26 protein-coding genes are annotated in these 25,579 nt (G+C 47.6%); 23 read left to right on the forward strand and 3 right to left on the reverse strand.

What is annotated here, in order from left to right:
* Positions 1-2: 2 nt before the first annotated feature.
* Genes B5F29_RS02665 through B5F29_RS02695 form a run of 7 tightly spaced genes read left to right on the forward strand, consistent with a single transcriptional unit; the run spans position 3 to position 5,204 of the window.
* On the forward strand, positions 3-431 hold the full coding sequence (locus B5F29_RS02665) for a hypothetical protein (protein ID WP_087153144.1): 429 nt from the start codon (positions 3-5) through the stop codon (positions 429-431).
* 19 nt (positions 432-450) lie between these two features.
* Positions 451-1,452, forward strand: coding sequence for a hypothetical protein (locus B5F29_RS02670; protein ID WP_143449109.1), 1,002 nt, complete (start codon positions 451-453; stop codon positions 1,450-1,452).
* 11 nt (positions 1,453-1,463) lie between these two features.
* A complete protein-coding gene (locus B5F29_RS02675) occupies positions 1,464-1,724 on the forward strand; it encodes a hypothetical protein (RefSeq protein WP_087153146.1) in 261 nt (86 codons plus the stop codon).
* Positions 1,725-1,745: 21 nt separating this feature from the next.
* Positions 1,746-2,351: a hypothetical protein gene (locus B5F29_RS02680; protein WP_087153147.1), complete on the forward strand. Its 606-nt coding sequence runs from the start codon at positions 1,746-1,748 to the stop codon at positions 2,349-2,351.
* Positions 2,351-4,207 (forward strand): hypothetical protein, encoded by a 1,857-nt coding sequence (locus B5F29_RS02685; RefSeq protein WP_087153148.1) that lies wholly within the window; start codon positions 2,351-2,353, stop codon positions 4,205-4,207. The genes B5F29_RS02680 and B5F29_RS02685 overlap by 1 nt, the downstream gene beginning before the upstream one ends.
* 4 nt (positions 4,208-4,211) lie before the next feature.
* Positions 4,212-4,763 (forward strand): hypothetical protein, encoded by a 552-nt coding sequence (locus B5F29_RS02690; protein ID WP_087153149.1) that lies wholly within the window; start codon positions 4,212-4,214, stop codon positions 4,761-4,763.
* 12 nt (positions 4,764-4,775) lie between these two features.
* A complete protein-coding gene (locus B5F29_RS02695; RefSeq protein ID WP_087153150.1) occupies positions 4,776-5,204 on the forward strand; it encodes a hypothetical protein in 429 nt (142 codons plus the stop codon).
* A 9-nt stretch (positions 5,205-5,213) separates the two neighbouring features.
* Here the strand turns inward: B5F29_RS02695 and B5F29_RS16235 are convergent, their stop codons facing one another.
* A complete protein-coding gene (locus tag B5F29_RS16235) occupies positions 5,214-5,558 on the reverse strand; it encodes a hypothetical protein (protein WP_143449110.1) in 345 nt (114 codons plus the stop codon).
* 62 nt (positions 5,559-5,620) lie between these two features.
* Here B5F29_RS16235 and B5F29_RS02700 point away from each other — a divergent pair, with 62 nt between their 5' ends.
* The 7 genes from B5F29_RS02700 to B5F29_RS02730 all read left to right on the forward strand — a co-directional run bounded on the left by B5F29_RS02700 (position 5,621) and on the right by B5F29_RS02730 (position 13,777).
* Positions 5,621-6,085, forward strand: coding sequence for a Gp49 family protein (locus B5F29_RS02700; protein ID WP_087153151.1), 465 nt, complete (start codon positions 5,621-5,623; stop codon positions 6,083-6,085).
* A gap of 12 nt (positions 6,086-6,097) precedes the next feature.
* Positions 6,098-6,409, forward strand: a complete 312-nt coding sequence (locus tag B5F29_RS02705) for a hypothetical protein (RefSeq protein WP_087153152.1) — start codon at positions 6,098-6,100, stop codon at positions 6,407-6,409.
* A gap of 14 nt (positions 6,410-6,423) precedes the next feature.
* Positions 6,424-6,711 carry a phage holin family protein gene (locus tag B5F29_RS02710; RefSeq protein WP_087153153.1) on the forward strand — a complete coding sequence of 96 codons (288 nt, stop codon included), beginning with the start codon at positions 6,424-6,426 and terminating at the stop codon, positions 6,709-6,711.
* Between the two features lie 72 nt (positions 6,712-6,783).
* On the forward strand, positions 6,784-7,296 hold the full coding sequence (locus B5F29_RS02715; protein WP_087153154.1) for a DUF2829 domain-containing protein: 513 nt from the start codon (positions 6,784-6,786) through the stop codon (positions 7,294-7,296).
* 17 nt (positions 7,297-7,313) lie between these two features.
* A complete protein-coding gene (locus B5F29_RS02720; protein WP_087153155.1) occupies positions 7,314-8,156 on the forward strand; it encodes a glycoside hydrolase family protein in 843 nt (280 codons plus the stop codon).
* A gap of 53 nt (positions 8,157-8,209) precedes the next feature.
* Positions 8,210-9,244 (forward strand): hypothetical protein, encoded by a 1,035-nt coding sequence (locus tag B5F29_RS02725; RefSeq protein ID WP_087153156.1) that lies wholly within the window; start codon positions 8,210-8,212, stop codon positions 9,242-9,244.
* 546 nt (positions 9,245-9,790) lie between these two features.
* A complete protein-coding gene (locus B5F29_RS02730) occupies positions 9,791-13,777 on the forward strand; it encodes a hypothetical protein (protein WP_143449111.1) in 3,987 nt (1,328 codons plus the stop codon).
* Positions 13,778-14,098: 321 nt separating this feature from the next.
* Here the strand turns inward: B5F29_RS02730 and B5F29_RS16240 are convergent, their stop codons facing one another.
* Positions 14,099-14,356 (reverse strand): hypothetical protein, encoded by a 258-nt coding sequence (locus B5F29_RS16240; protein ID WP_143449112.1) that lies wholly within the window; start codon positions 14,354-14,356, stop codon positions 14,099-14,101.
* Positions 14,357-15,205: 849 nt separating this feature from the next.
* On the opposite strand from B5F29_RS16240, the gene B5F29_RS02735 reads away from it, so the two are divergent.
* Positions 15,206-16,057 (forward strand): hypothetical protein, encoded by an 852-nt coding sequence (locus B5F29_RS02735; RefSeq protein WP_087153158.1) that lies wholly within the window; start codon positions 15,206-15,208, stop codon positions 16,055-16,057.
* A gap of 162 nt (positions 16,058-16,219) precedes the next feature.
* On the opposite strand, the gene B5F29_RS17235 is transcribed toward B5F29_RS02735, so the two are convergent.
* The gene (locus tag B5F29_RS17235) at positions 16,220-16,303 is read right to left on the reverse strand and encodes a putative holin-like toxin (protein WP_442911268.1); all 84 of its coding nucleotides are present in this window, start codon (positions 16,301-16,303) and stop codon (positions 16,220-16,222) included.
* 123 nt (positions 16,304-16,426) lie between these two features.
* On the opposite strand from B5F29_RS17235, the gene B5F29_RS02740 reads away from it, so the two are divergent.
* The 8 genes from B5F29_RS02740 to B5F29_RS02775 all read left to right on the forward strand — a co-directional run bounded on the left by B5F29_RS02740 (position 16,427) and on the right by B5F29_RS02775 (position 25,571).
* Complete coding sequence (locus B5F29_RS02740) at positions 16,427-17,347, forward strand: ketopantoate reductase family protein (RefSeq protein WP_087153159.1); 921 nt, start codon at positions 16,427-16,429, stop codon at positions 17,345-17,347.
* Between the two features lie 224 nt (positions 17,348-17,571).
* Complete coding sequence (gene pyk, locus B5F29_RS02745; RefSeq protein WP_087153160.1) at positions 17,572-19,005, forward strand: pyruvate kinase; 1,434 nt, start codon at positions 17,572-17,574, stop codon at positions 19,003-19,005.
* A 492-nt stretch (positions 19,006-19,497) separates the two neighbouring features.
* Positions 19,498-21,144, forward strand: coding sequence for a B12-binding domain-containing radical SAM protein (locus tag B5F29_RS02750; protein WP_087153161.1), 1,647 nt, complete (start codon positions 19,498-19,500; stop codon positions 21,142-21,144).
* On the forward strand, positions 21,141-21,773 hold the full coding sequence (gene nth / locus B5F29_RS02755; protein ID WP_087153162.1) for an endonuclease III: 633 nt from the start codon (positions 21,141-21,143) through the stop codon (positions 21,771-21,773). Before B5F29_RS02750 ends, nth begins: the two co-directional genes overlap by 4 nt.
* The gene (locus B5F29_RS02760) at positions 21,763-22,485 is read left to right on the forward strand and encodes a 3'-5' exonuclease (RefSeq protein ID WP_087153163.1); all 723 of its coding nucleotides are present in this window, start codon (positions 21,763-21,765) and stop codon (positions 22,483-22,485) included. The genes nth and B5F29_RS02760 overlap by 11 nt, the downstream gene beginning before the upstream one ends.
* A gap of 124 nt (positions 22,486-22,609) precedes the next feature.
* Positions 22,610-24,046: a VanW family protein gene (locus tag B5F29_RS02765; protein WP_087153164.1), complete on the forward strand. Its 1,437-nt coding sequence runs from the start codon at positions 22,610-22,612 to the stop codon at positions 24,044-24,046.
* Positions 24,047-24,069: 23 nt separating this feature from the next.
* The gene (locus B5F29_RS02770; protein ID WP_087153165.1) at positions 24,070-25,056 is read left to right on the forward strand and encodes an AIR synthase family protein; all 987 of its coding nucleotides are present in this window, start codon (positions 24,070-24,072) and stop codon (positions 25,054-25,056) included.
* Positions 25,057-25,073: 17 nt separating this feature from the next.
* The gene (locus tag B5F29_RS02775; RefSeq protein ID WP_087153166.1) at positions 25,074-25,571 is read left to right on the forward strand and encodes a tRNA (cytidine(34)-2'-O)-methyltransferase; all 498 of its coding nucleotides are present in this window, start codon (positions 25,074-25,076) and stop codon (positions 25,569-25,571) included.
* Positions 25,572-25,579: the final 8 nt, after the last annotated feature.

Here is a 25,579-nt window from a genome sequence, read left to right on the forward strand (position 1 = left end):
CAATGTTTGCTTTTAAAAAATCCAATGTAAAACCGGAAGTCCCGGTGATCAAAACTTTGCCGACCACTGCATCTACAGCGTATAAGATCGGCGACGCGCTGGTACTTACTGGCGGGAAACTGGCAAAAGCCACGGGAACGACGATCCCGCGGTATATCTGCGCATGCAATTATTCTGCCCCGGCAGAGAATCCGGAAGACATCGCAGTGTACCTGATCGCTCCTGGAATGGAGTGGGATACGACTTTTGCGGCAGATGCTTCCTCCGTCACGGAAGGATCGAAGGTAACTATTCATACGGATGCAGCGCAGGTTACTGCCACCACAACGTCTGGGATTGTGACGATTCTGAAAAAGTACGGCACTGGGGCAAGTGGAACGGCGGTAAGAGTCACTTTTGATGGTGCAGTTCCTGCAGCGGCTGCAGGCTGATTTAAAGGAGGTAGAAAATATGGCACTTATTTTTTCACAGAACAGCGGACTGAATGATGATCTTTGGAAACCTGTTGGTCAGGTAATCAAAAGCGTTATGATGGATGCTGATACCGAAAAAACACCATACGACAAACTGGTGACGGATCTTTGCAATGAAGAGAAGTCGAAAAAATATGCAGAGAAGAACACGGGTCTTACTTCCACTGGAACCTTTCAGCTGGTAAACGAAGGCGATGTGCCGGATCTGTCTGATATCCGGGAGACTTTCCCGAAATTGATCATCCATTCTACATTCATGGATGAGATCGCATGCACCCGGCAGATGTTGGATGATGGTGAGATCAATACTATGAAAACCATGTCCCGAAACCTGGTTATGGGGTATAAAAGGACACGCGCGAAGCTGGCAACGAATGCCGTAGCGACGGAGGGAGCAAAGTACTCTATGGGAAGTCGTGAGCTGGATAAAACAACCGGCGACGGAAAAGCTCTGTTTGATACTGCGCATCCGGCAGCAAAAGAGGGAGTCGCTGTTCAGAGTAACGTGTTTACGAATGAGTTCGGAAACGATTCGGCTATGCTTATCCGGCTGGCGAATATTGGACGTAACTTTAAGAATAACTCTGGTGAGGTTCAGGGCTATACGTTCGACACCATTATTCTTCCCGGGAATGTGCCGGATCTGGAAGATCTGGTAAAGAGGATTATCCGGTCTGAACTGATCCCGGGATCCAACAACAACGATGTCAATACCCAGAAGGGCTTATGGAACCTGATCGTCCTTCCGACATGGCAGGTGGCGTCCGGGAAGAAGCCGTACATTATCATGTCCAGTGAGGCAAATAAGGAACTCCGCGGCACCTTGTTTTATGACCGTGTTGGCCTGGACGTAAAAAACTGGGTGGATGAGCATTCCCGCAACCTGCTGTGGAACGCATACTGCCGTATGTCCTGCGGGTTCAACGACTGGAGACACATGATCATGGGCGGTGCGGATGCCGGAACCACACTTTCTTGATTGGAGGAGTTATGGTCGAAAAGGGATTGCAGAAAGGGGCTGTCTTCACGGAAGGCAGCTCTTTTTACAAAGTAGAAGAGGTATTACCGGATGGGAATTATATATCCAGAAGGATCAGTGAAGAAGAAGCTGAAAAGCTGCGGATCAAAGATTCGGTGCCGAAAGAAAGCACGGAAGAGGGAGCGCCGTCAGAAGCCGTCAACAAACAGGTGAAGAAGACAGGCGGACGGAGAACCGGAGTAAGAAAAACAGCGCAGCAGAAAAACCGCTGAACGGGTTAGGACGGTGATTATATGACGTGGGGCGATATAAAGCTTGCTACTATGCAAAAAATGTTTTCTGCCGATGGCACAGAGATCCCGTCAGATGATTCTTCAAAAGATTATTTGGCAGGGATGCCTTATGTAGCAAATGAATGTCTGCAAATGATCTGCACATCAAAAAAGTATATCGTGAAGTCTGTGGATGTAAATTCTGTAGATGGTGACCAGGTGGGGCAGTTTCGCAGGTTCCGGATGAAGGATCTGGCAGAAGATTTTTTTGAATTTTACGGCGAAGTGTATATTACGGCCGGAAATTATCACGAAAGATGTGCCGAATACCGATCTGAGGCGCAGGATGTGCTCCTGATCCACTCTGATCTTGAAGGGATATATACGATTTATTATCGAGCTTATCCGCCAGCAGTGACAGCCGCGACGGAAGACGATTATTCTTTTGATGGGATATCCCCGGATGTTTTGGCAATTCTTCCGTTATATATGGCCTCACAGCTTTATAAAGAGGATGACAATGGAATCGCGACTTCGCTTCGGAATGAATTTGAAGTGGCATATGAAAGGCTCTCCCAGGACAATCCGTCCTATATCCTGGAATGTGAAGACGAAGGTGGTTGGTAATGGCAGTTTCATTCAAAGTCCCGTCCAGCCCGAGCAGGAGCATTATTACAATCGATGAGTTCTTGGGCGTGGATTTTACGAACAGCCCATCCAATGTCGACTTGAATAAATCTCCCAATGGGCAGAATATGATCCGGGACGTCCCAGGTAAGGTCAGAAAATGCATGGGTTATGAATTGGTCTCAGCCTATGACGGTCAGATCAACGGAATGCATGTAAGGCGCGGGGACGATCAATATCTCATCCACGCAGGGACAAAGCTCTATAAAGGCTCAAACGCTATATATTCAGCAATGAATAATACGCGGTCAAAGAGCTGGCAGTTTGGCGATGTGCTGTATATCGCTGACGGGAAAAAACTTTTGAAATATGATGGTTCCTCGGTCAGCACAGTGGAGTCATCTGCTTATGTTCCGACAGTGACAATCGCCAAAGCTCCATCCGGCGGCGGGACGCAATACGAGGCGTTAAACCTCCTTTCACCGGCGTTTGAAGAGCTTTTTGCAGGGACAGAAAATGATACGGCATATCACCTGTTGTTTGGCGGCCTGGACGCAACAGCGGTTGTTGTGAAAAAACTAAATTCAAACGGGAATTGGGACACGCTTACGGAAGGGAATCAGTTTACTGTAGACAGGACAAACGGTATTGTAAATTTTACTACAGCCCCCGGGGTCAGCCCTGTGACGGGAGAAGATAATATACGGATACGGGCATACAGGACTGTATCCGGGTATGCGGACAGGATCAATAAGTGCACAATAGGGATTCTTTACGGGGTGAGCGGAGCGTCTGACCGTTTATTCCTTTCCGGGAATCCTGATTTTGTAAATTATGACTGGTACAGCCAGTACAACGACCCGACGTTTTTCCCTGATACGGGTTATTCCGTCCTGGGCAGTGGCGGGTCTGCGGTGGTTGGTTATTCGATTATCAACGACAGGCTGGCGGCGCACAAGGACGATATGGAAATCGACCGCAACATCATCCTGCGCTTGGGTGAGATCGTGGAAGACGAACCGGCCTTCAAGATCGTCAATACGCTTCAAGGGGCAGGGGCTATCGCAAAATGGTCCTTTGGGTATCTGGCAACGGAGCCATTATTCCTCACCCGGTTGGGTATCTATGCTGTTACACCGCAGGATATCACAGGGGAACGGTATTCCCAGAATCGGAGCTTTTTTCTGAACGGGAAGCTTCTGGAAGAACAGAACCTTGAGGATGCTTACGCCTGTACGTTCAAAGATATGTATTGGCTTTGCATAAACGGAAAAGTTTATATCCTGGACGGGCTACAGCCGATCCAGACAGACCGGAGCATGCCATATGCGACACGCCAGTACGTTGGGTTTTACCGGATTAATGTCCCGGCATGGGTGATGTGGCAATACGACGGCGAGTTATATTTTGGATCGACAGATGGGAAGGTATACAAATTCTATTCCGATCCAGACTCCCAGCTTTCTTATAATGATAATGGATCAGCGATTCACGCAATCTGGGAAACGCCGGATTTTTACGGAAAGCTATTCTATAAAAATAAGACGTTTCGGTATATGGCGGTTCGTTTGGCAACTGCATTGATAACTTCGATCAAAATGTCTGTCTTTAAGAGAGGCATATGGGGCCTGATAAAAGAGGATACCACAAGCGCAAGATATTTTAGCTTTGCGCATGTGATATTCAGTAAGTTCACTTTCCGGACTGATACGACGCCGAAAACGATTGCGACAAAAATAAAAGTCAAAAAGGTGGACAAGGCCAGATTCAAGCTGGAAAATGACCATATCAATGAGCCGTTCGGGCTTTACGATATCGCTTTTGAGTATATCGAAAACGGAAATTATAAGGGGTGATAACATGGCATTTACGAGAATCACAACGGCTGACACAACAGGAAAGGGTGTGGTAGGACTTCCGGACACTCCTGGGTTGGATACTACGGAGATGCAGCAAAAATTTGACGAGTTGGCGCTGGATGTTATCATCCCAAAACTCAATAACCTCATCAGCGAACTGGAAGCCGCTGCTGGTGCAGCTTCGCTTGGTGCGAAAGCGCCGGCAGGAATTCAGGCACAACAGAATGTGCAGAGTATCCTAGATCAGATTGCCCTGGTGGCAGCAGACGCATCCTCTAAGGCCAATACTGCTTTTAACACTGCAACGGACGCAGCAAGTAAGATCAATTCTGTGGCCGAAACCGTAAATAACATTGCCTATATGGTTAATCCGTTTACCGGGCAAGTAGAGCCGATTAATCAGATCATCGAAAGTTTGTATGACAACATGAAGCCTGCGGCTCTGACCGCGGCAGCATACGCTGCGCTTCAGCTGACAGCAGATCAGTATGCAAGCTATCAGATTACGGCATATGATTATGCAAATTACGGTGCAAATATTTTAGGAAAATAGGGAGGAAGATATATGTCAACGGCAGCGAAGACACCAAATTATAACTTGTCCCAGGTAGCGGGATCTGATATTCCGGACTGGATCACAGACTATACTTCGGATATGAAAAAAATAGATGAAGCATTGAAGGAAAATGCAGATGATATTGCCACTGTCAGGCCGGACGAATTCAGTGAAGAATCGACCTATGCAGCAGGGGATTACTGCATAAAGGACAATGTGATGTATAAAGCCAAGACAGCAGTCGAAGCCGGAGCATTTGATATTTCGGACTGGACAGCAACAACGATTTTTGATGAGCTTTCGGGACTAAATCAAAAGAAAATAGAATCTGTTGAAATATCATCAATAGAACTATTGCAGGACGGATCAGGTTATTACATCAACATAGTAAAAAAAGGTGAATCGGAAAGAACGGGATATATTCGACTTTCTCAATGATCCTATAGGTTAAGAATCCTTTACCACTAATATAAATAGATTGATATAACCCACGGTGTTCCCTGAATATGGCGTACCATCGTCAATGTTAATACAATGCAGCTCCATCCGATTATTTGCGCTCTGCGCTTGACATGATGCGATTACTACTCCTGTTACATTTTCGGGTTGTGCAAAAGCTCTTGCAACACGGTCGCCCCCTGATAGATTGTTGTTGACGTATCCAACACCATTTACAAATTCCACATCTGTAACTCGTTGAAACATTAGATATAAATCACGATTTTCGTTTTCTGCAACAACATCATACTGAATTTTATTTTGGATCTTTTGATTTAGTGAACTGATGTTCAAAAAATAAAATGTAATCCGTAAACAATGTTTTGTTCGCTACTTACGAACTGAAAGGAGAAAGAATGAAAAAGTATATTGGAACCAAATTGATTGAGGCAAAGCCTATGACACGCGGAGAATACAATGAGTATCGCGGTTGGACGATTCCACCGGATGAGAATCCGGATGATCCGGGATATCTGGTGAAATATTCTGATTCTTATGTGTCATGGTCTCCGAAAAATGTGTTTGATTCGGCATATCTTCAGGTTGACGACAATAAGCACCTGCCTTCTGGCGCGAGTATTGGTCAGAAGATGGTCGATGAGTTTATTTCTTATAAAGAAATCATCACGCTGGGAGACAAAACCACAGTCGTGCGTTGTGTGCTGCGGAATGGTTTTGAAATCGTTGAATCCAGTTCTTGTGTGGATCCGAAGAATTATTCTGAAGAATATGGGGCTGAAATCTGTATGGAAAGAATCAAAAACAAGATTTGGGAGTTGCTGGGCTTTCTTCTTCAGACGGCGTGGCATGGAATCAGATGAGGAGGACATCCAATGGATCAGGAATATATAACACGGGCTGAACATGAAGAATTCCGGAAGCGGATTGAAGCAGAAGACCATCGCCAGAACCGGCGGATTGAGTTGCTGGAAGAGAGCATTGAGCAGCAGAAAACCCTGACGTCATCCGTGGAAAAACTGGCTCTCAACATGGAAAGCATGCTTAATGAGCAGAAGCAGCAGGGCGAACGGCTGGAAAAGCTGGAAGGCCGGGACGGCGAGAAGTGGCGCAGTGTCACAGGATACCTTTTAACCTTTGTGATTGGCCTTGTGGTCAGTTACATATTCAGTCTGATTGGAATGTGAAAGGAGAACATCGTATGACTGATTTGAGTTTTTTAATGGAGTACATCAACCTGATCACGCTGGGGATTTGTCTCTGCGTGGGATTCGCGCTGAAATACGCGAAAATCTTTGACTGGTTGGGAAATCAGTACATTCCGCTGTCCATGCTGGTGTTAGGGACTATCATCAATGTGCTGGTCAACATCCCCAGCATCAACGCGGCAGTAATTTTGGGCGGGATGATATCCGGCCTTGCCAGTACGGGATTATATGAAATGATGAGGAACCTGCTGGACAAAGATGGGAAGAGCGACATATTTTAATTATTGTAACCAGGGGACGGGAAACCGTTCCCTTTTGTGTCGGTGCATGAGCCGAAAGAAAGAGAGGAAATTATGAGATTCGCACAGGCTTTAGATATGATGAAACACGGGATTCCGATGAAGCTTCCGTCATGGGGAGGATATTGGTGTTGGGATGATGAAAAGAAAACTATTTTGATGCACTGTAGGAAAGCAGACTCAGATACAGGAAAAGATGTTCTTGATATCAGGGAAACTCAGAGAGTGGAATACACACTGCTGAATGTACTTTCAGACGAATGGGTTCCAGCAAATAGTGAGAACTGCTCAATCATGGGCGGTACGCCTACATTCAGTTTTGGTGATGCCATCAAGTACATGAAGCGCGGGCTTAAGGTGAAGCGTCAGGGATGGAATGGGAAAAATCAGCATATCGAACTGGCTAAGAATATCAGCTATATAACACCGGATGGGAATATTCAAAACTGCGACCATGACGCAATCGGCAATATGGCTATTGCTTTTGTTGGAACATCAGGGGTGCAGATGGGATGGCTTGCATCGCAGGCGGATATGCTGGCTGAAGACTGGGTGTTTGTGGAATAGAACGGGGGAATAAGAATATGAGAATAAGTGAAAATGGTTTGAATCTTATCAAAGAATTTGAGGGCTGCAGGCTGGAAGCGTATCTGGACCCGGCTGGGGTACCGACGATTGGATACGGTCATACGTCCGGCGTAAAAATGGGACAGGTCATCACGCAGAATACCGCAGATGAATATCTCCGGGATGATTGTGCGGCGGCGGAAAAGAATGTAAACGGTTTTGATGCCAAATATCATTGGAATCAGAATCAGTTTGACGCTCTTGTTTCCTTCGCTTTCAACCTGGGATCCATTAACCAGCTGACAGCAAATGGGACGCGCTCTATTGAGGATATATCTGCGAAAATTCCGGAATACTGCCATGCTGGAGGGGAAAAATTGAACGGACTTGTTCGCCGGAGGGCCGCGGAGAAAGAACTGTTCGACACTCCAACAGAAGCGCGAGCAGAAGGAGATCGTGAGCTGGATCAGGAAGCCGTCCGAAGTCTTCAGGAAGCACTCAACGCTGACGGAATCACGGATGCGGATGGAAAAGCGTTGGTGATCGATGGAATCAAAGGGCCAGACACGACTGCGGCGATCAAGAAAGTTCTGTTGCTTTCTGGAGCATTTGACATGTTCAGTGCACGATTTACTGTAGGCAGCACTGGACAGACCGTGAAATGGCTGCAGATGCGCCTGAACACGGTGATCGGGCCGCAGATTGTAAAGCTTCTGGGCACAGAGTATGGGCTGGAGGCTGACGGAAAATTCGGAAATGATACGCGGCTGGCGGTCGGATTGTTCCAGGAGATCCGCGGCTTGAAACTGGACTATAAGGTTGGTGTAAATACGATCACAGAACTGTTATATACAGCTTAATTGATTTTCCCCGGAGAAATCCGGGGATTTTTCAATATAAGGAGAGAATTTTTATGGCATTAAATTTGACGAAAAAGCAGTACGAAACAGAGATGGCAAGAGGCGAAGCCTTGAATAAAAAGTACGGGAAGAACAATTCTTCTTCATCGAATAAAAACACATCCAATAGAAACAGCGGAGGCTCAGGAAGAAATTCTGGTGGAAATTCTGAATCTTCCAGCGGGGGTAGTTCGTCTGCTGGGAATGCTGCATATTATGCTCAGCTTCAGGCAGAGGCAGAAGCAAGGGCACGCGAAGAAGCGGAGCGTCTCAGAAGAGAACAGGAGCGTATTGCCCAAAACGCATATGATCGGAATATGGCGGCGCTTAATGATGCATATAACCAGCGTGGAGAGCTTTTAAAACAGAATTATGACAGCACTGTGGGGACGCTGAATTCCAGTTATGATGTGTCAAAGGGGAATGTAAACAATCAATCGAATCAGGCATTGAGGGAGGCATACATTAACCGTATGTTGTCTCAAAGAAATCTCGCTCAAAATATGGCGGCACAGGGACTTTCGGGTGGGTTGGCAGAAAGCACTATGGCCGGTTTGTCCAATAACTATGGAAATGCCAGAAATAATATCGAAGAGACCCGCGCCAACAACCTGTCGGAACTGGAAAATACATACCAGAACAATCTGGCAACGGCATTGCAGAATTATAATAATCAGTTGGCGGAAGATTCTGCACAGAAAGCCGCGTACCAGATGCAGTTGGAAAGCGACCTGGCAAACCTGATTGCGTCATCTTATTCTGATATGTATGATAATATTCCGGCTTTGACGGAATCATATACAGCGGCGATGCAGGATCTTTTGGCGAATCAGGCGGCATATTCACCGGTAGAAGCAACGGTAACAAATAGGCAGGATCCTGTCTCAGTAAGTAGTCCAGTAGAGGACTATAGCTCCTGGAATAATTATGCCGCATGGGCGAAAAAGGTAAAAGCTAATGGATACAGCGATGATCAGATCGCTGATATGTTGGTAAGAAACGGCGTCAATAATACAGGGGCGCTGCAGTATATTCTCAACCAGCTGTAATCATGGAGGTCAGGTATGGCGAATTATAGCATAGACGATATAGAAAAGATGCTTAATAAGCATAAAAACGTCACATCTAATACAGAACATACTCCATCGAAAAAGATGGAAGTATCAAAGCGCCTGAACAAAAGCGGGAGCCAAAGTGCCACATCTGGCCAGAAAGACGCTTCTGGAAAACAATGGTATAACGCTGGTGAGCTAAAAAGAAAACAGGATTCTCAACGTGCGGCTAAAACAGAGAAAAAAGTGAGGACAAGAAGTTCGGTCGGGAATGCACTCAGTTATTATAATGATCGGCAGAAGGATAGTCTTTCCGGAATGACCGGAGTAGCCCGCCAGTTAAAAAGAACCACTGCTGTACCGACAACGGAGAGAATTCCAAGCCTTGATACATCGAGTCTGGGAAAAGAGAGTTCCTCTCCGGTTCTCTCGACAGGCTCTGTTCAGAGGCAAGAAAGCATACCCGTCTTGACACAGGAATTTGAACCTCAGGAAGAAGTGTCAAGCACTTCTAATCCGCTTTATGGTGCTTTGAGTGGGAAAATGTCAGAAGAGGACCGTAAGGTAATCCAGGAGTATGCAAGCGAATGGTTGAGGGATTATAACCGGCGCATTGCATCTGGAAGTATTTCTCAGGCGCAGGCGGCAAAAGACGCTACGGATGAGACTTCAATGTATGCAACTATGGTTAGGCTGAAGAATAAAACAAATCCGCTGGCGGCTTTTGTAACCGGGATTATGGACTCCGCACAGAACCTGCCTGGTGTTGGAACTGTACGAGACTGGATCGATAATCTGACACCGGGAGGGAATCCGTCCGGAAACTTTATTGACCAATCCATAGAAGATGCCCGAACACAAAGCCCGCTTGCGCAGGGCGCCGGGAACTTAGCTATGGAGGTCGCAAAATATAACCTGGCCAGCGGCATTATGTCTGATATTCCAAGGGTTCAGGCGGCAAGAGAGGCGCTTTCCGGAAGGATTGCAAGTGCTTTAAGTCCCGGCGGAAATGCTGCAGCTGCAGCAGCGGCTGGAAATAGAATTCCGGAGCTCGTTGGAGAGGCAACGGCGAACGTTCTGAGTGATCTGTCGCTGGATACTGTTTTAGATACACTTCCCCGTGCGGCGGATGATGTCAGGGCGGGTAGGAGCGCCGGTGAAGTGGCAGGGAATGTCGCGCGAAGTATTGGAAAAAATTTGGCATATAATGTTGCGGGCGAGGGTTTGTCACAGGTCGTTGGAAGAGCGCTTCGAAATAGAGCCAGAGGAACGGAGCTTGATCCTCCTGGAAGTCTTGAAAACGGCTTAGAACGGTCTGGAACGGCATTGAATGAGGCTGCAGATTCCGCAGAGACAGTAATGCGGAGGACGGATGGACTTTCGCCCTTGGAAAATATCCCGGCCAATGGGCGGACCGGCAGCGCGGTATCAGATGTAATGCCTCCATACAGAGTTGCAGCAGAAAGTGTGGATGATAGAACGGCGAGATTGACGGAAGAAATCCCGACTCTTCGAGATCCTGAAATATCTGCGCGCTCTGGCGAGGATCTATTAAATGGAAGCAGGTCCAGACGCACGGCAACAATTGACGGCAGAGATGTTGTCGAGGAGAGCTATGGTAATAATATTGCCAGGGGCAGAGTACAGGGTGTTTCCGATGAGATTCAAAACGAATTCATTGACAATCCGGCATTTTATGAAGTTCTGAGCAATGAAGAAACTTTACAGCGGGCACAGCGGATTTATGATTCTGGATCTGCAGAAAGCCAGATCTATCGTTTGCTGGACGCAAAATCTCCTGAAGCTGTCCCGTTGGCGAATAAGATCGTGTCAGATATGATTGATTCTGGCCGGAAGGACGAAGCTGTGGAGCTGCTGAGGACTGTCTCGCAGAAACTTCGTGAAGGCGGCCAGTTTACACAAGCTGCTGCAATTACCATGATGAAGAGTGATCCGGATACCGCATTGAGATATGCTGTCCGTGACATAGATAATATGAACGCGGCAGGGCGGCAGAAATTTGGGAACCGTTGGACAGATTTTTCCTTGACGGATGATGAGATAGAAATGTTCGGAAAAATCAAGCCGGGAGACACTGACGCGATCAAAAAGGCATATGAAAAGATTGGGGCGCGGCTTGCAAAGCAGTATCCGTCTACCAGATGGGAAAAGTTTGTGGAGTTGTCACGCGTGGGCATGCTGTTGAACCCAAGAACACAGATCAGGAATATCGTATCGAACGCATTATTGCAGCCGGTCCGTTCTTTGTCTGATCGCGTGTCTGCGCTTGGGCAGAATGCCATCCATTTGATAAACCCGGATTTCAAGGTTACGCAGTCCCTTACAGGAGGCGGAAAAGCAGAGAAGAAACTGGCAAGAGAAGTATGGGATGGTGTGAAAGAAAGCATCCTGGGAAGTTCAGCTTCAAAATGGGGGGATGGATTGAAGGGAGTTGCCGGGAATCATCAGGTATTCAAGGGAAATCGTGTGACAAGGGCAGTGACGGGAGCGACCTATAATCTTTTGAACCGAATAGCTCCGAGACTGACCGCCCGGGTGAAAGCGGCAACCGGAATAACAGTGAACGATTCTTTCCTGGAGATGGCGCGGCAGTTCACATATCATCTGCTGGAAGCCGGTGATGAGCCTTTCGTCCGCAACAATTTTGTGAACCGTCTTGCTTCCTATATGAAAGCACAAGGGATAACTTCCATCGACCAGATCCCGGAAGATGCGATAACGCTTGCGACAGATGAAGCGCTGAAGGCGACGTTCAAGGACGATAATGCATTGACGCGGACTTTTTCAAACTTGAAGAAAAACACCGGAAAAGTCGGGGAAATTGTTATGCCTTTCACAAAAACACCTGCGAACCTTGCGATGAGAGGAATTGATTATAGCCCGGCAGGCCTTGTCAATGCTTTCAAAATGGTTAAAGATAAAAAAGGCGCATCAGAAATCATGGATTATTTGGCAAAAAATTTGACTGGTACTGCGGCAATTGCAGCCGGTTACACTTTGGCAAAAAATGGCGTGATTACAGGGGCACTGTCCAGTGATAAAGATGAGGTAGCATTCCAGAAGCAGCAAGGGGAACTTGCTTATTCTATCAAAGTGGGTGATAATTATTACACATATGATTGGGCACAGCCGGCAGCAATCCCGTTTATCCTGGGAGCATCCATGTACCAATCCATTGCCGAGTCCGATGATGAATCAAAAACAGCTATGGATAGATTTGAGCGCGTCGCAGATATGGCCGGACAAGCCGCGGTTAGCGTATCAAATTCCTGGCTGGAACTGTCCCCATTACAGTCGCTTGCTGATATTTTTGATACGGGAAATGGCGGATCTGTCCCGGAGAACTTCATCAATGAGGTGTTGGAATTTCCGCAACGGTTTATACCATCGGCTTTGGGCGCCGCCGCGCGTACAGTAGATCCGGTACAGCGCCAGACGTTTTCTGCTGATCGACCAATTCAGACGCAGATTAACACGGCCATATCGAAGATCCCGTTCCTGAGTGAAACGCTTCCGGCAGCTTATGATACATGGGGCCAGGAAATCCGAAGAAGCGACAGTACAGGCGAAGCGGCATTCGCACAGATGGTTAATCCCGGTCAGCTTGGAAACTCTGCTGAAACGCCTATTGACAGCGAGATTCAGAGACTTTTTGATGAGACAGGGAATAATGCTGTATTTCCACGCAAAGCAGAGTGGAAAGTCGGGGATACCAGGCTGACCAATGAACAGTACAGCGCACTGCAGCGGGCGCAGGGCACACTTTCCTATGAGTTGGCGGAAGGCTTTGTAAATTCTCCTGAATATGAACAATTTGACGATGCTGAAAAATCTGAGATCCTTGGAGATATGTATTCTCTTGCAAAGGCAGTTGCTGAGAATGAGCAGTTCGGGAAAGAGATGAGCACTACAAATCAGAAGCTCTATAAGATTTATAATGATCTTGGAGTGGAAGGAATTGTGCGTTATAACCTGTATAAAGGCATTAAGGACGAAGGAGGAGAAGGTGCTGCAGATAATGTTAAAGCGGCGCTGGAAGAAAGCAATATGAGTCTTTCCGAAAAGCAGGAAGTCTACGCGCAGTTGTATCCGAATACGAAAGAAGAGAATAACCCTTACACAGAAAAGAATTACGAAACGACAAATGCTACGGAAAGGATCAGCGCTTCCCTGGAATCTGATCTGAACAGATCCCAGGCGTATTCGCAGCTTGGTATTCTTCGCTTTGATTTTGATGATAAGATGGAAAGTTTTACGAAAGCTCTTGCAAAGCATGAAGTACAGGGAACGGAGTTGAGCGCGGAAAACCAGAAGTTGAAGACAATCTATGATAATGATGGGGCGGATGGGCTTGTCAGATATTACCTGTATAAAAAGAATGCCGACGCTGATGGGAATGGATCCCTGAGAAAAGATGAAATAATTCCATACTTGGATTCGCTGGGTCTTTCTCAGCAGGAGAAAAGGACATATTTCTCATATCTAAGCTCAGCAAAAAATCCATATTAAATCTGAGCCAGCTTCTCCTTAAGAGGGGCTGGCTCATTTACTATTTCAAAATAAGATAAAATATGCCATTTTAAGCGTCACAACAAATGGTGCAAGAACCCAATCCGTACAACAGAGTGATGCAAATCAAATCATTGCGGCTACGTTTGTCCAAAATGACGATATATATAACATGTGCGCTGCCGATAATATATACCCGTCCGTACAAATAATGGGCACAAAAGTAATTCAGATTCTGTACATGAATAAAACACCAAAGGCTAATACTCGGACATTGCAAATATTGGTAGCATATATGTGATATCCTATATAGTATTGCGGTTACCTATAATATGCATTCATATGCACTGTAGTCCTGGCATCTTCTCCACCATAAAAAGCCTGGACAAGCGTAAGAACGGAGTTGTCAATATTTACACATGCTGATCCATTGGCACTAGGAGTATAATAAAATCCAAAATCTACTCTTTGATTACGATTTGGAATTACAGAAGATGCTACTTGCCCAGTCTCAAATGTTACACATACATTTATATCTTTTGCTCCAGCTGGTATTTGAATGGCATTTCCTGAACCCATAAACTTCCATTCCATCTTTTGAAATAGTAAAAGACTGACTCCAAAGCAAGAGAGAAGGAGTCAGTCTTTCAGAAGGAGATAGTCATGTATCTCAATATGCATCATATCACTGCTTAAATGGAGAATCAAGTCGTGTTGCATTTCGTGTTGCATGTGTTGAAAAATAGACATCTTAGGTGCAATAATAAAGACGTAAAAGTAAATTTGAAATAGTTGAAAAATAAAGCATTTTTAAAGAATGTGGAATTTCAAAGCAAACACAGTAATTATACGGAATTTATGATTCATGGGTTCGAATCCCGTCTCGTGCTCTCTCAAATACCTAGAAAAGCCTGAAAGTAAAGGCTTTTCTTTTTTTGTTTTTCCTTTATTTTCTAGTGATCTTTGGTGACCGGAGGGGCGTGACCATCTTGTCTCCGGTGTTTGATGAATTTGTACCCAGTTGTACCCACCTTCTTCCCTAAATGATTTTTAACGAAACTGAAACAATTTTTTAAATTAACAAAAACATCCGAAAGGTATGATACAGATATCATTTAAAAAGAAAACAGAGGTAATACAATATGAGTAATTGGCTCCATGATCTGTATGATACAATGAAACGCAGCGAGAAGGAAATGCTGATCAGGCGCTCCGGTTCCACAATGAGCAGTCCATGGTCGCAAGGAGGACAAAAGAACTGGCGAGACTTGGCCATATCAGCTGCGGATACCATCTGATTGATATCACTTATTATGGATATTCCATTTATATATCCTTCCATCACGCGCTGTGCGACGAACGCGGCGTCATGCCGTTCCTTGAGACTTTAATCTATTATTACTGTGATCTGAATATGGCAGGAAACCCGTGCCGGAAGGCGTCCGTCTGGCGGATGATCCGCTCCTGCCCGGAGAAACGGACGATCCATTTCTGCAGGAGTATGATTTTGACGAAAAGAAAACGTTTGTCAATCTTCCGCGGGACAGATACGCGATCCCTGAAAATGTGGCGACGGAGGAGGCCACAAATTACCGGTACGAGGTAAAGATTTCCGGCGCCCAATATATGAAGGCGTGTAAAGAGCACAACGCGACTCCTGTGATCCTGCTGGCTCTTTTGATGAGCCGCGGCATCGCGGAACTCTATTCGGAATATGACAAACCTGTCAACGCCAATATTGCCGCGGACATGAGAGACGCCCTGGGTGTGCCGAATACATTCAAGAACTGTGTGAAGAGCATGAATCTGCCTTACAGCAGAGAATTTTCAGAGAAGAGCCTGACCGAACAGGCAACAGAGTATCGGGAACTGCTGAAGGCGCAGAGAGACAGAGATTTTTGCCGGAAAGAGGCCAACGCGATGATCGGACTGTCCAATAAGCTGGATACTTTGGATTCTTATGAAGAAAAGCAGAAAATCATGACATTTTTTGAGGGGATGACGCTGAATACTTATATTATCAGCTATCTGGGTGCGTTCCGCCTGGGCGAGAACGCGCAGTATATTTCCGAAATACATCTTTACAATTCCGGGACCACCGGCCTTGGAATCAATATGATCTCCTGCGGAGAGAATTTTGTCCTGGATTTCAAGCAGAATTTCCAGTCGGACAAATACGTCAGGGCATTCTGTGAAGAGTTGGAAAAACTGGGAATTGCATATACAGTCAGCGATAGGATTCCGTTCGTCACTCCCGGCGATTCCATCATAAAGCGATAGAAAGATGCAGGAGGCGACGATCTGTTTGACATTTCCTGCATATTTGCTATAATATACTTAACAAGGGAGCCGGAAGGTGAATGCAGCTCACCCGTCCCGGCGCAATTTAAAAATGTACTATCAAGAGATAGCTGTCCTTAAACTTTGACGAGAGCAGGACGGCTATTTCTTATGTGTATAAGTTAGAATGGCGACTATCAATAGAGCAATGCTCACAATCAAGTTTAATTCTTCATATGTACTCATAATAATCACCGCCTTCCGTAAGGTCTCGGAATGGGTGAGAACACGTCCCCCAGCTCCCTGGGTAAGGATATTATATTTTCAAGGTGATTATTTGGGGTATGCCGGAGGAAGGAGAGAGATAGAATGAGAAAATTATCTTATTTGGTGATCGGAGCAGGCGGTACCGGAGGAAGTATTGCCGCATTTCTGGCAAAAGCGGGAAAAGACGTGACGCTGATCGCGCGCGGAGCGCACGGGAAAGCGATTCAGGAGAACGGGATGCGTATAATCTGCCCGTCAGGAGAGTGGACGATGCCGCTGAAAGCAGTAGAAGAAAAAGATTATGAGGGGAAGGCAGACGTGATCTTTGTCTGCGTAAAAGGATATTCTGTCGGCAGTATTTACGGCTGTATCCGCAAAGCGGCTCATGAAAATACGGTGGTGATCCCCATACTGAATATATATGGAACCGGAGAACGGATGGCGAAAGACCTGCCGGGCATCCGTGTGCTGAATGGCTGCATTTATATTGCGGCGGCGATTGAAGCTCCTGGAACGATCCGCATGAGCGGAGATATTTTCCGGATTGTATACGGAAGCCTGGACGGGAATGTGTCGGATCCGCTGCTGCTTCAGGTGAAAACGGATCTGCAGGACAGCGGAATCCTTCCGGTATATACAGATCAAGTCCGCAGGGACACATTTCAGAAATATGCGTTTGTCTCGCCTATGGCGGCGGCAGGGGCATACTATGACGCGGCGGCCGGCGATATGAAGCGTCCGGGGAAAGTGAGAGATCTGTTCGTTTCCTGTGTCAGAGAGATCGACGCGCTGGCAGACGCCATGGGCATTCCGTTTCCGGTGGATATTGTGGAAGAGGATCTGAAGATCATGGACGGGCTGGCGGACGACTGTACGGCGTCCATGCAGAAGGATCTGAAAAAGGGCGGGGATTCCGAGGCGGACGGACTTCTGCGGGAAGTAGTACGCATGGGAGAGCAGTATCAGGTACCTACTCCCAGTTACCGGATGGTCGCGGAGAAAGTCTGCGGCAAAATGGAATGACCCGGTCGAAACTTTACAAAAAATTTACAAAAATATGGTTATGAATTTTACATAGGGAGGATATACTATCCATCGTAAGGTACCCAGCACCTACTTTTTCATATCGGACTTGGATAAGTCCCCTCCCTTTGATTGGGCTGTCAGAGTTCTGACAGCCGTTTTTTTACAGAAAAAGCAGGAGCGAAGCCGGGAAACAGGGGAGATATGGACAGAAAGGATATTGTATGAAGAAAACGAAAATCATCTGCACGATGGGACCCAACGCGGACAATCGGGACACATTAAAACAGCTGGCGCTGCACGGAATGGATGTGGCGCGATTCAACTTTTCCCATGGAGATCATGAGGAACAGAAAGGGCGCCTGGAGCTGCTGAAAAGTGTGCGGGAAGAGCTGGATCTCCCGATCGCCGCGCTTTTAGATACGAAAGGACCGGAGATTCGTACAGGACTCCTGAAAGACGGAAAAGTACATCTTCAGGACGGGATGCCGTATACTCTGACCACCAGAGAAGTAGAGGCGGATGGAGAAATCTGCCATGTGAATTATGCGGGACTGCCGGCCTGTGTGAAACCGGGGACACATATTCTCATTGACGACGGACTGATCGATCTGGCTGTAGAACGTGTGGAGAACACGGAGATCTTCTGTCGTGTCGTCAGCGGAGGGGAACTGGGACAGAAAAAAGGCGTCAATGTTCCGAAGACGAGGATTGATCTGCCGGGCCTGACGGAAAAGGACAAGGCGGATATCCGATTCGGCATGGAACAGGGATTTGACTTTATTGCCGCTTCTTTTGTCAGGAATGCGGATGTGATCCGGGAGATCCGCCAGATTCTGAAAGAAGCGGATTCCCAGATCCGGATCATCGCGAAGATAGAAAATGAAGAAGGCATCGAGAATCTGGACGAGATTATCAAGGAAAGCGACGGCATCATGGTGGCGAGAGGGGATCTGGGAGTAGAGATTCCGCCGCAGACACTTCCATATATACAGAAAACCATGATCCAGAAGTGCAATGAAGCTGGGAAAACTGTGATCGTGGCGACACAGATGCTGGATTCCATGATCCGAAATCCCCGTCCCACCAGAGCAGAGGTGACGGATGTGGCCAATGCGGTGTATGAAGGGGCTGACGCGGTTATGCTGTCCGGCGAGACGGCTGCCGGGAAGTATCCGGTGGAGGCGCTGCGGATGATGGCGCAGATCTGCCGTGACGCGGAAGCGCATCTGGACGGAGAATTTTACCGGACAAGAAAAGTAAGCCCGGAGATCCTGGGGACTGTTTCCAACGCGGTCTGCTATTCCTCGGTGTCCACCGCCCATGATCTGCACGCGAAGGCGATCGTCGCGCCCAGTATGAGCGGATTTACCACATGGCGGCTCTCCAAATGGAGACCGGAGACTCCGATTATCGGCATGTCGCCGGACGCGCAGGTAGTCCGTCAGATGCAGCTTTACTGGGGCGTGCTCCCGTTCCAGGCCAAGCGTGCGGAGTCCACAGATATATTGATTTATTCTTCTCTGGAGCTCTTGAAACAGAAAGGTGTGATCCGGGAAGGAGATCTGGTGGTGGTGACGGCAGGAATCGTAAGGGACCTGAATACAGTGGAGTCTTCCAGACATACCAATATTATGCGTGTGGTGGAAGTGGATTAAGCCAAACGGCTTGCCCTTTTGAATCTTAAAAATGGCAGCAGGACATGTTTTTGATTTTGCATGTGTCCCGCTGCCATTTTCAGATGTTATTTATCCGTGGAAAATCAGCAGAAAATCCGGCTCCACATAATTTCTGTCGAACTGATTAAGAAATACTGCAAATGGAACCGGGAAAATCTTGCAGTTGCCCTGATTGGGCCAGATGCAGTTGGCTGTCTCAGCATAGAAAAATTATAATATAAAATGAAAAGAGAAAAAAAGAAAGGCCTCCACTTTCGTGAAAACCTTGATATTTCGAGGGAGTGGGGGCTTTTGGGAAGCCCCCTAAAGTGTTATGAATGAAATACTGATGTGTTCCTGTTACGAGTATTATAATAGCAAGGAAATGTGACGAAAATGTGGCGATGAAATAAAGGATTTCTAAAAAAACAAAAGAAATACGAAACAAAAAGGAAAAAATGTGCTACAATGTTCGCGTGACCGGAGGTGCATATGAAAATACTTCTTGTGGCAGTCAATGCTAAATATATTCATTCCAACCTGGCTGTATACAGCCTGAAAAAAGCGGCGGAAAGGCCCGCGGGAGAGGTGGAAATTGCGGAATACACCATTAATCAACAGTTTTTTGATATACTCAGCGATATTTACCGAAGGCAGCCGGACGTGGTTGCTTTTTCCTGTTATATCTGGAACCGTCTGATGGTGGAAGAACTGATGGGAGAGCTTCCCAAGGTGCTTCCGGGGATCAGCATATGGGCCGGCGGTCCGGAAGTATCGTTTAACGCGGAGGCGTTTCTGGAGGAGCATCCGGAGGTGACCGGTATCATGCGCGGTGAGGGAGAGGGGATCTTCCGGGAACTTGCTTCCTATTATATAGAAAGAACAGGTTCTCTGAGCGATATCCGGGGACTGACGTTCCGGGATTTTTCCGGAAATATCAGACAGAATCCCCCGGCAGCGCTTCTGGATCCGGATGAGGTTCCGTTTCCTTATGACGATCTGGGAAAATTCGCGCATAAGATTATCTATTATGAATCCAGCCGGGGATGCCCGTTCAGATGCAGCTATTGCCTGTCTTCCGTGGACAGAAATGTGAGGTTCCGCAGTCTGGATCTGGTAAAAGCGGAGCTGGGAAGATTCCTGGAGGCGCGGATCCCCCAGGTGAAATTTGTGGACCGCACCTTTAACTGCAATCCCGGAAGGACGGCGGAATTGTGGCGCTGGATGATGGAGCATGACAATGGAATTACGAATTTTCATTTTGAGATTGCCGCAGATCTAATCACAGAGGAAGAACTGGAACTGATGAGCCGGATGCGTCCCGGGCTGATTCAGCTGGAGATCGGCGTACAGTCGGTAAATCCTGCGACGATCCGGGAAATTGACCGGGTCATGGATCTGGAACGGCTGAAAACGGTGGTGGAGAGAGTCCGCAGCCGCGGAAATATCCATCAGCATCTGGATCTGATCGCAGGACTTCCGGAGGAGGATCTGGACAGCTTTCGAAGATCTTATAACGAAGTGTTTGCCATGAAACCGGAGCAGCTGCAGCTGGGGTTTCTGAAAGTGCTCGAAGGCACAAAGATGAAGGCGCGGGCGGAACGTTACGGGATCCTCTGCCGGAAGAATCCTCCGTACGAAGTATATGCCACTTCCTGGCTCTCTTTTGGCGAGGTGCTTCTGCTGAAGGGAGTGGAGGAGATGACGGAAATTTATTACAATTCGCATCAGTTTGACCGTACTCTGGCGGAAATTTTAAAAAGGAAGGTATCTCCATTTGATTTCTTCCATGAACTTGCAGTATATTATGATGAAAAGGGGCTGGCAGACGTCAGTCACGGGCGCATGGCACGGTATGAAATTCTGAGGGATTTTCTGAGGGAAAAGGGTTGTTGGTCCGCGGAGGCAGACCAGTGTATGGTTTTTGACCTGTACGCCAGGGAGAGACTGAAAAGCCGCCCTGTATTTGCCGCGGATCTGACGCCTTACAGGGAGCGTCTGAAAGAATATGAGCGGGCCTATGGCAGGAAAGTGCATATCGAGGTATTTGAAAAAGAACATGGGCCGGAATTTGTGCTTTTTGATTATGACAGGCGAAGCCCTCTGACAAAGGAAGCATATACGGAGGTACTGAGATGACCAAGAGAACCGGAGAGATCCTGGAGCTTCTGGATAGGGAATACGGGACAGAATACGTCTGTTATCTGCATTATGAGACGCCGTGGCAGCTTCTGATCGCTACGATGCTCAGCGCCCAGTGTACGGATGCCAGGGTAAACCAGGTGACAGCGGATCTTTTTCGTAAATATGATTCTCTGGAGAAATTCGCCGCGGCGGACCTGAAAGAGCTGGAAGAGGATATCCGACCCACCGGATTTTATCACAATAAGGCGAAAAATATCATCGCCTGCGCCGGAAAACTGGTGGAGGAGTACGGAGCAGAGGTTCCAAACGATCTGGATGCGCTGACTTCTCTGGCGGGCGTGGGAAGGAAGACCGCCAATGTGATCCGGGGAAATATTTTCCATGAACCCAGCGTGGTGGTGGACACACATGTAAAGAGGATATCCAGAAGGCTGGGACTCACAAAAGAAGAAGATCCGGTTAAGATTGAATTTGACCTGATGAAGAAACTGCCGAAGGATCATTGGATCCTCTGGAATATACATATTATTACATTCGGAAGAAGTATCTGTACGGCAAGGAATCCCAAATGCGGGGAGTGTTTCCTTCGTGGATACTGTAAGGAAAAAGGACATGACAGATAGATATGTGGCGCTGGATGTGGAAACGACAGGACTGGATCCGGCGAAGGACCGGCTCCTGGAGATCGGAGCCGTAAAGGTGGAGGACGGAGAGATACGGGAAAGTTATGAGACGCTGATCAATACAGGCGTGCCGATCCCTTACCGGATACAGGAACTGACCGGAATCACGGATGAGATGCAAAAGGCGGGGAAACCTCTGGAGGCGGCCATGGAAGAGATAGTGCGGTTCTGCGAAGGATACCCGATTCTTGGGCATAACGTACAGTTTGATTATGGATTCTTGAAGCAGAACGCGGTTATGTGCGGTCTGGGATTTGAAAAAGACGGCATCGATACATTGAAGATTGCGCGGAAAGTGCTGCCTGATATGAGGTCCAGATCTTTGCCGGCCATGTGCGCGCATTATTATGTGGATCCGGGAAATTCCCACCGGGCGCTGGATGACGCCAGATCCGCCCACGAGATTTTCCGGAAAATGCAGTCGGAATTCGGCGGGACGGAGCCGCAGGTATTTGTTTTTCAGAAAATGATGTATTCTGTAAAAAAAGAATGCCCGATTACAAATTCACAAAAAGGATACTTGAATGATTTATTGAAATATCATAAAATAGAAATGAGTATCTGCGTGGAGGAGATGACCAAGAGCGAAGCCTCCCGCATGATCGACCACATCATTCTGCAGTATGGCAGAATCGGAAGAAGGAAAGGATGATACGTAATGAGATCTAATGATAAGAAAAGAAGAATTGTGGCGGCGGTGATCGTGCTGCTGCTGGTAGTGGCTATGATTGTGCCGCTGCTGACTTATGCGCTGTAGGGAAGGATGAGGAGAAAGTATGAAAAAATGGATCAGTAAGATAGCACTGGGCATATGCCTTCTGGTATTCGGACTGGGGTCCTGCGTATTTGCTGCGGAAGATACGATCCTGGACGGTGTTGCGATCGGGGAAGTGGACGTATCGGGCATGACAAAAGCTCAGGCGATGGATGCGCTTGCGTCTTATGTGGAGGATGTAAAAGAGCAGACAATCACTTTGAAGATCGGTGACAACACGCTGGAAGCTCCGCTTTCAGAATTCGGAGTTACCTGTACATATGAAGATGCAGTGGATGAAGCGCTTGGAATCGGGCGTACCGGACATATTTTGAAAAGATATAAGGAACAGAAAGACCTGCAGCACGGAGGAAAAGTTTATCCGTTGGAATGGACGGCAAACGAGTCTATGGTTCGCACTTATGTAGAGGAGAACTGTACACAGTTTGACCAGGAAGCTAAAAATGCTTCTCTTACCCGTGAAGATGGAGAGTTCCAGTTTGTAGCGGGGGAGGAAGGGCTCGTATTAGACGTAGACGCGTCGGTTCAGGCTATTGTCAGTTATCTGGACGGCGGTTGGGATGAAAACGGTTCCGTGGATCTGGTGACAGAGATTACAGAGCCGGAGGGAAGCGCGGAAGAGCTTCAGTATGTACAGGATCTGCTGGGAAGTTTTACCACCAGTTATTCCACATCCAGTTCCAACCGCAGCAAGAATATCACCAGTGGAACGGAGCATATCAATGGTACCGTATTGTATCCGGGAGAAGAGTTTTCCGCTTATGAAGTGGTGGCTCCGTTTACGGAGGAAAATGGTTATGCCATGGCAGGGTCCTATCTGAACGGGGAGACTGTGGACAGTATGGGCGGAGGAATCTGTCAGGTGTCTACAACGCTGTACAATGCGGTGCTGCGTGCGGAACTGGAAGTAACGGAACGCTCTCCGCATTCCATGACCGTCGCCTATGTAGAACTTGCCGAAGATGCGGCAATCGCCGGAACATACAAAGATCTGAAATTTGTGAATAATACAGATTATCCGATTTACATAGAGGGATATACAACTTCTGATAAAAAGGTAACATTTAATATTTATGGAAAAGAGACCAGAGATCCGGACAGGGAGATCTCCTTTGAAAGCGTGCTGGTAAGCCAGACAGATCCGACTACCGTGCTGACCGAGGATGCGGGACAGCCGCTGGGATACAAGAACGTGTCGTCCGGACGGACCGGATACGTGGCGGAGCTGTATAAGATAGTAACGGTAAACGGTGTAGAGACTGAAAGGATCAAAGTCAACAAGAGCACCTACCGCGGAAGCAACCGGACGGTGACCTACGGAACAGCCGGAGACCCTGTGCTGTCAGAAAATCTGCGCGCGGCTATCGCCCTGCAGGATGAGGCGCTGGCGGACGCCAATATTGCGCCGCTGGTTCAGGCGGCAACGCCTGCACAATAATCCGGAAGAGGGTAAGACTATTTATGGAAATCGGAAAAGTGCCGGAGGCGGTCCTGAAAAGGGCCGTTTTTCGGCAGATACACACCAGAAGAGAAGAGGTCCTGGTGGGAGCCGGGGTCGGAGAGGATTGTGCGGCTCTGCAGCTGGGACCGGACGAAGTCTTTGTGTTGTCTACAGACCCGATTACCGGGACGGACAAGAATACAGGAGAACTGGCGGTTCAGATCACGGCCAATGATCTGGCCAGTGCAGGGGCGGAGCCGGTAGCGCTGCTTTTGACGGTGCTTCTCCCTGTGACGGCGGATGAGCCTTTGATTCGCCGGCTGATGAGGGAAGTGGATGAGGCTTGTGAGAAACTTCATATACAGGTAGTAGGCGGCCATACGGAAGTGACGGCGGTGGTCAATCAGCCGGTGATTTCCGTGACCGGCATCGGTAAAGCGAAAAAGGGTCATCTTGTGACTACTGGAGGAGCCGGGGTCGGAGACGACGTGGTGGCTACCAAATGGATCGGGATTGAGGGGACCTCCATTATTGCCAGAGAAAAAGAGCAGGAGCTGTTGGAACGTTTTGCAGCCCCCTTTGTAGAGGAGGCGAAGAATTTCGACCGGTTTCTGTCAGTGGTGCCGGACGCGGCCGCCGCGGTAAAGTCCGGCGTCACCGCCATGCATGACGTGACGGAAGGGGGCATCTACGGCGCGCTCTGGGAACTCGCGGAAGCGTCCGGGGTAGGGCTGGAGATTGATCTGAAAAAGATTCCTGTCCGTCAGGAGACCATAGAGCTCTGTGAGTATTATCGGCTGAATCCGTATCAGTTGATATCCAGCGGATGCATGCTGATGACGGCTTCGGATGGAAGAAGGCTGGTCCGTGATCTGGAGAAAGCAGGGATTCATGCCACGCTGATCGGACGCTGTGTGGATGGAAAGGCGAAGAAGATTCTGAATGGAGAAGACACCGCTTATCTGGAGAGGCCGAAAACGGATGAGCTGTATAAGATTTATGAATAGGAAAAGAGAGAACTGCTATGGCTTTGAATATTGTACTGTATGAACCGGAGATACCGGCAAATACCGGAAATATCGGCAGAACCTGCGTAGCTACGGGCAGCCGGCTCCATCTGATCGAACCGCTGGGATTTCTTCTGGGGGAAAAAGAACTCCGGCGCGCGGGTATGGATTATTGGAAAGATCTGGATGTGACAACTTATCTGGATTATGAAGATTTCCTGCAAAAGAATCCGGGAGCAAAAATCTATATGGCGTCTACCAAAGCGCCGAATATTTACACGGATGTACAGTACGAACCGGATTGCTATATTATGTTTGGAAAAGAGAGCGCCGGTATTCCGGAAGAGATACTGCATGAAAACAGGGAGATGGCGGTACGGATCCCCATGAACCCGTCGATCAGATCTCTGAATCTGTCTAATTCTGTGGCGATTGTTCTTTATGAAGCGCTCCGTCAGCAGAATTTTGCCCATATGCAGCTGAGAGGAAACTTGACAAAATACAGCTGGGATTAGAAGGGGGA

The sequence above is a fragment of the Lachnoclostridium sp. An196 genome, assembly GCF_002160135.1.
Lineage (GTDB): Bacteria > Bacillota > Clostridia > Lachnospirales > Lachnospiraceae > Hominiventricola > Hominiventricola avistercoris.

Excerpts from the sequence above, each read along its gene's own strand:
- B5F29_RS02710 (WP_087153153.1), top strand. The coding sequence starts at position 6,424 with ATGACTGATTTGAGTTTTTTAATGGAGTACATCAACCTGATCACGCTG.
- B5F29_RS02750 (WP_087153161.1), top strand. The coding sequence starts at position 19,498 with ATGAAAATACTTCTTGTGGCAGTCAATGCTAAATATATTCATTCCAAC.
- B5F29_RS02725 (WP_087153156.1), top strand. The coding sequence starts at position 8,210 with ATGGCATTAAATTTGACGAAAAAGCAGTACGAAACAGAGATGGCAAGA.
- B5F29_RS02690 (WP_087153149.1), top strand. The coding sequence starts at position 4,212 with ATGGCATTTACGAGAATCACAACGGCTGACACAACAGGAAAGGGTGTG.
- nth (WP_087153162.1), top strand. The coding sequence starts at position 21,141 with ATGACCAAGAGAACCGGAGAGATCCTGGAGCTTCTGGATAGGGAATAC.
- B5F29_RS02680 (WP_087153147.1), top strand. The coding sequence starts at position 1,746 with ATGACGTGGGGCGATATAAAGCTTGCTACTATGCAAAAAATGTTTTCT.
- B5F29_RS02775 (WP_087153166.1), top strand. The coding sequence starts at position 25,074 with ATGGCTTTGAATATTGTACTGTATGAACCGGAGATACCGGCAAATACC.
- B5F29_RS02760 (WP_087153163.1), top strand. The coding sequence starts at position 21,763 with ATGACAGATAGATATGTGGCGCTGGATGTGGAAACGACAGGACTGGAT.
- B5F29_RS02665 (WP_087153144.1), top strand. The coding sequence starts at position 3 with ATGTTTGCTTTTAAAAAATCCAATGTAAAACCGGAAGTCCCGGTGATC.
- B5F29_RS02700 (WP_087153151.1), top strand. The coding sequence starts at position 5,621 with ATGAAAAAGTATATTGGAACCAAATTGATTGAGGCAAAGCCTATGACA.
- B5F29_RS02675 (WP_087153146.1), top strand. The coding sequence starts at position 1,464 with ATGGTCGAAAAGGGATTGCAGAAAGGGGCTGTCTTCACGGAAGGCAGC.
- B5F29_RS02720 (WP_087153155.1), top strand. The coding sequence starts at position 7,314 with ATGAGAATAAGTGAAAATGGTTTGAATCTTATCAAAGAATTTGAGGGC.
- B5F29_RS02705 (WP_087153152.1), top strand. The coding sequence starts at position 6,098 with ATGGATCAGGAATATATAACACGGGCTGAACATGAAGAATTCCGGAAG.
- B5F29_RS02770 (WP_087153165.1), top strand. The coding sequence starts at position 24,070 with ATGGAAATCGGAAAAGTGCCGGAGGCGGTCCTGAAAAGGGCCGTTTTT.
- B5F29_RS02695 (WP_087153150.1), top strand. The coding sequence starts at position 4,776 with ATGTCAACGGCAGCGAAGACACCAAATTATAACTTGTCCCAGGTAGCG.
- B5F29_RS17235 (WP_442911268.1), bottom strand. The coding sequence starts at position 16,303 with ATGAGTACATATGAAGAATTAAACTTGATTGTGAGCATTGCTCTATTG.
- B5F29_RS02715 (WP_087153154.1), top strand. The coding sequence starts at position 6,784 with ATGAGATTCGCACAGGCTTTAGATATGATGAAACACGGGATTCCGATG.
- B5F29_RS02670 (WP_143449109.1), top strand. The coding sequence starts at position 451 with ATGGCACTTATTTTTTCACAGAACAGCGGACTGAATGATGATCTTTGG.
- B5F29_RS02765 (WP_087153164.1), top strand. The coding sequence starts at position 22,610 with ATGAAAAAATGGATCAGTAAGATAGCACTGGGCATATGCCTTCTGGTA.
- B5F29_RS02685 (WP_087153148.1), top strand. The coding sequence starts at position 2,351 with ATGGCAGTTTCATTCAAAGTCCCGTCCAGCCCGAGCAGGAGCATTATT.
- B5F29_RS02740 (WP_087153159.1), top strand. The coding sequence starts at position 16,427 with ATGAGAAAATTATCTTATTTGGTGATCGGAGCAGGCGGTACCGGAGGA.
- pyk (WP_087153160.1), top strand. The coding sequence starts at position 17,572 with ATGAAGAAAACGAAAATCATCTGCACGATGGGACCCAACGCGGACAAT.
- B5F29_RS02730 (WP_143449111.1), top strand. The coding sequence starts at position 9,791 with ATGTCAGAAGAGGACCGTAAGGTAATCCAGGAGTATGCAAGCGAATGG.
- B5F29_RS16240 (WP_143449112.1), bottom strand. The coding sequence starts at position 14,356 with ATGGGTTCAGGAAATGCCATTCAAATACCAGCTGGAGCAAAAGATATA.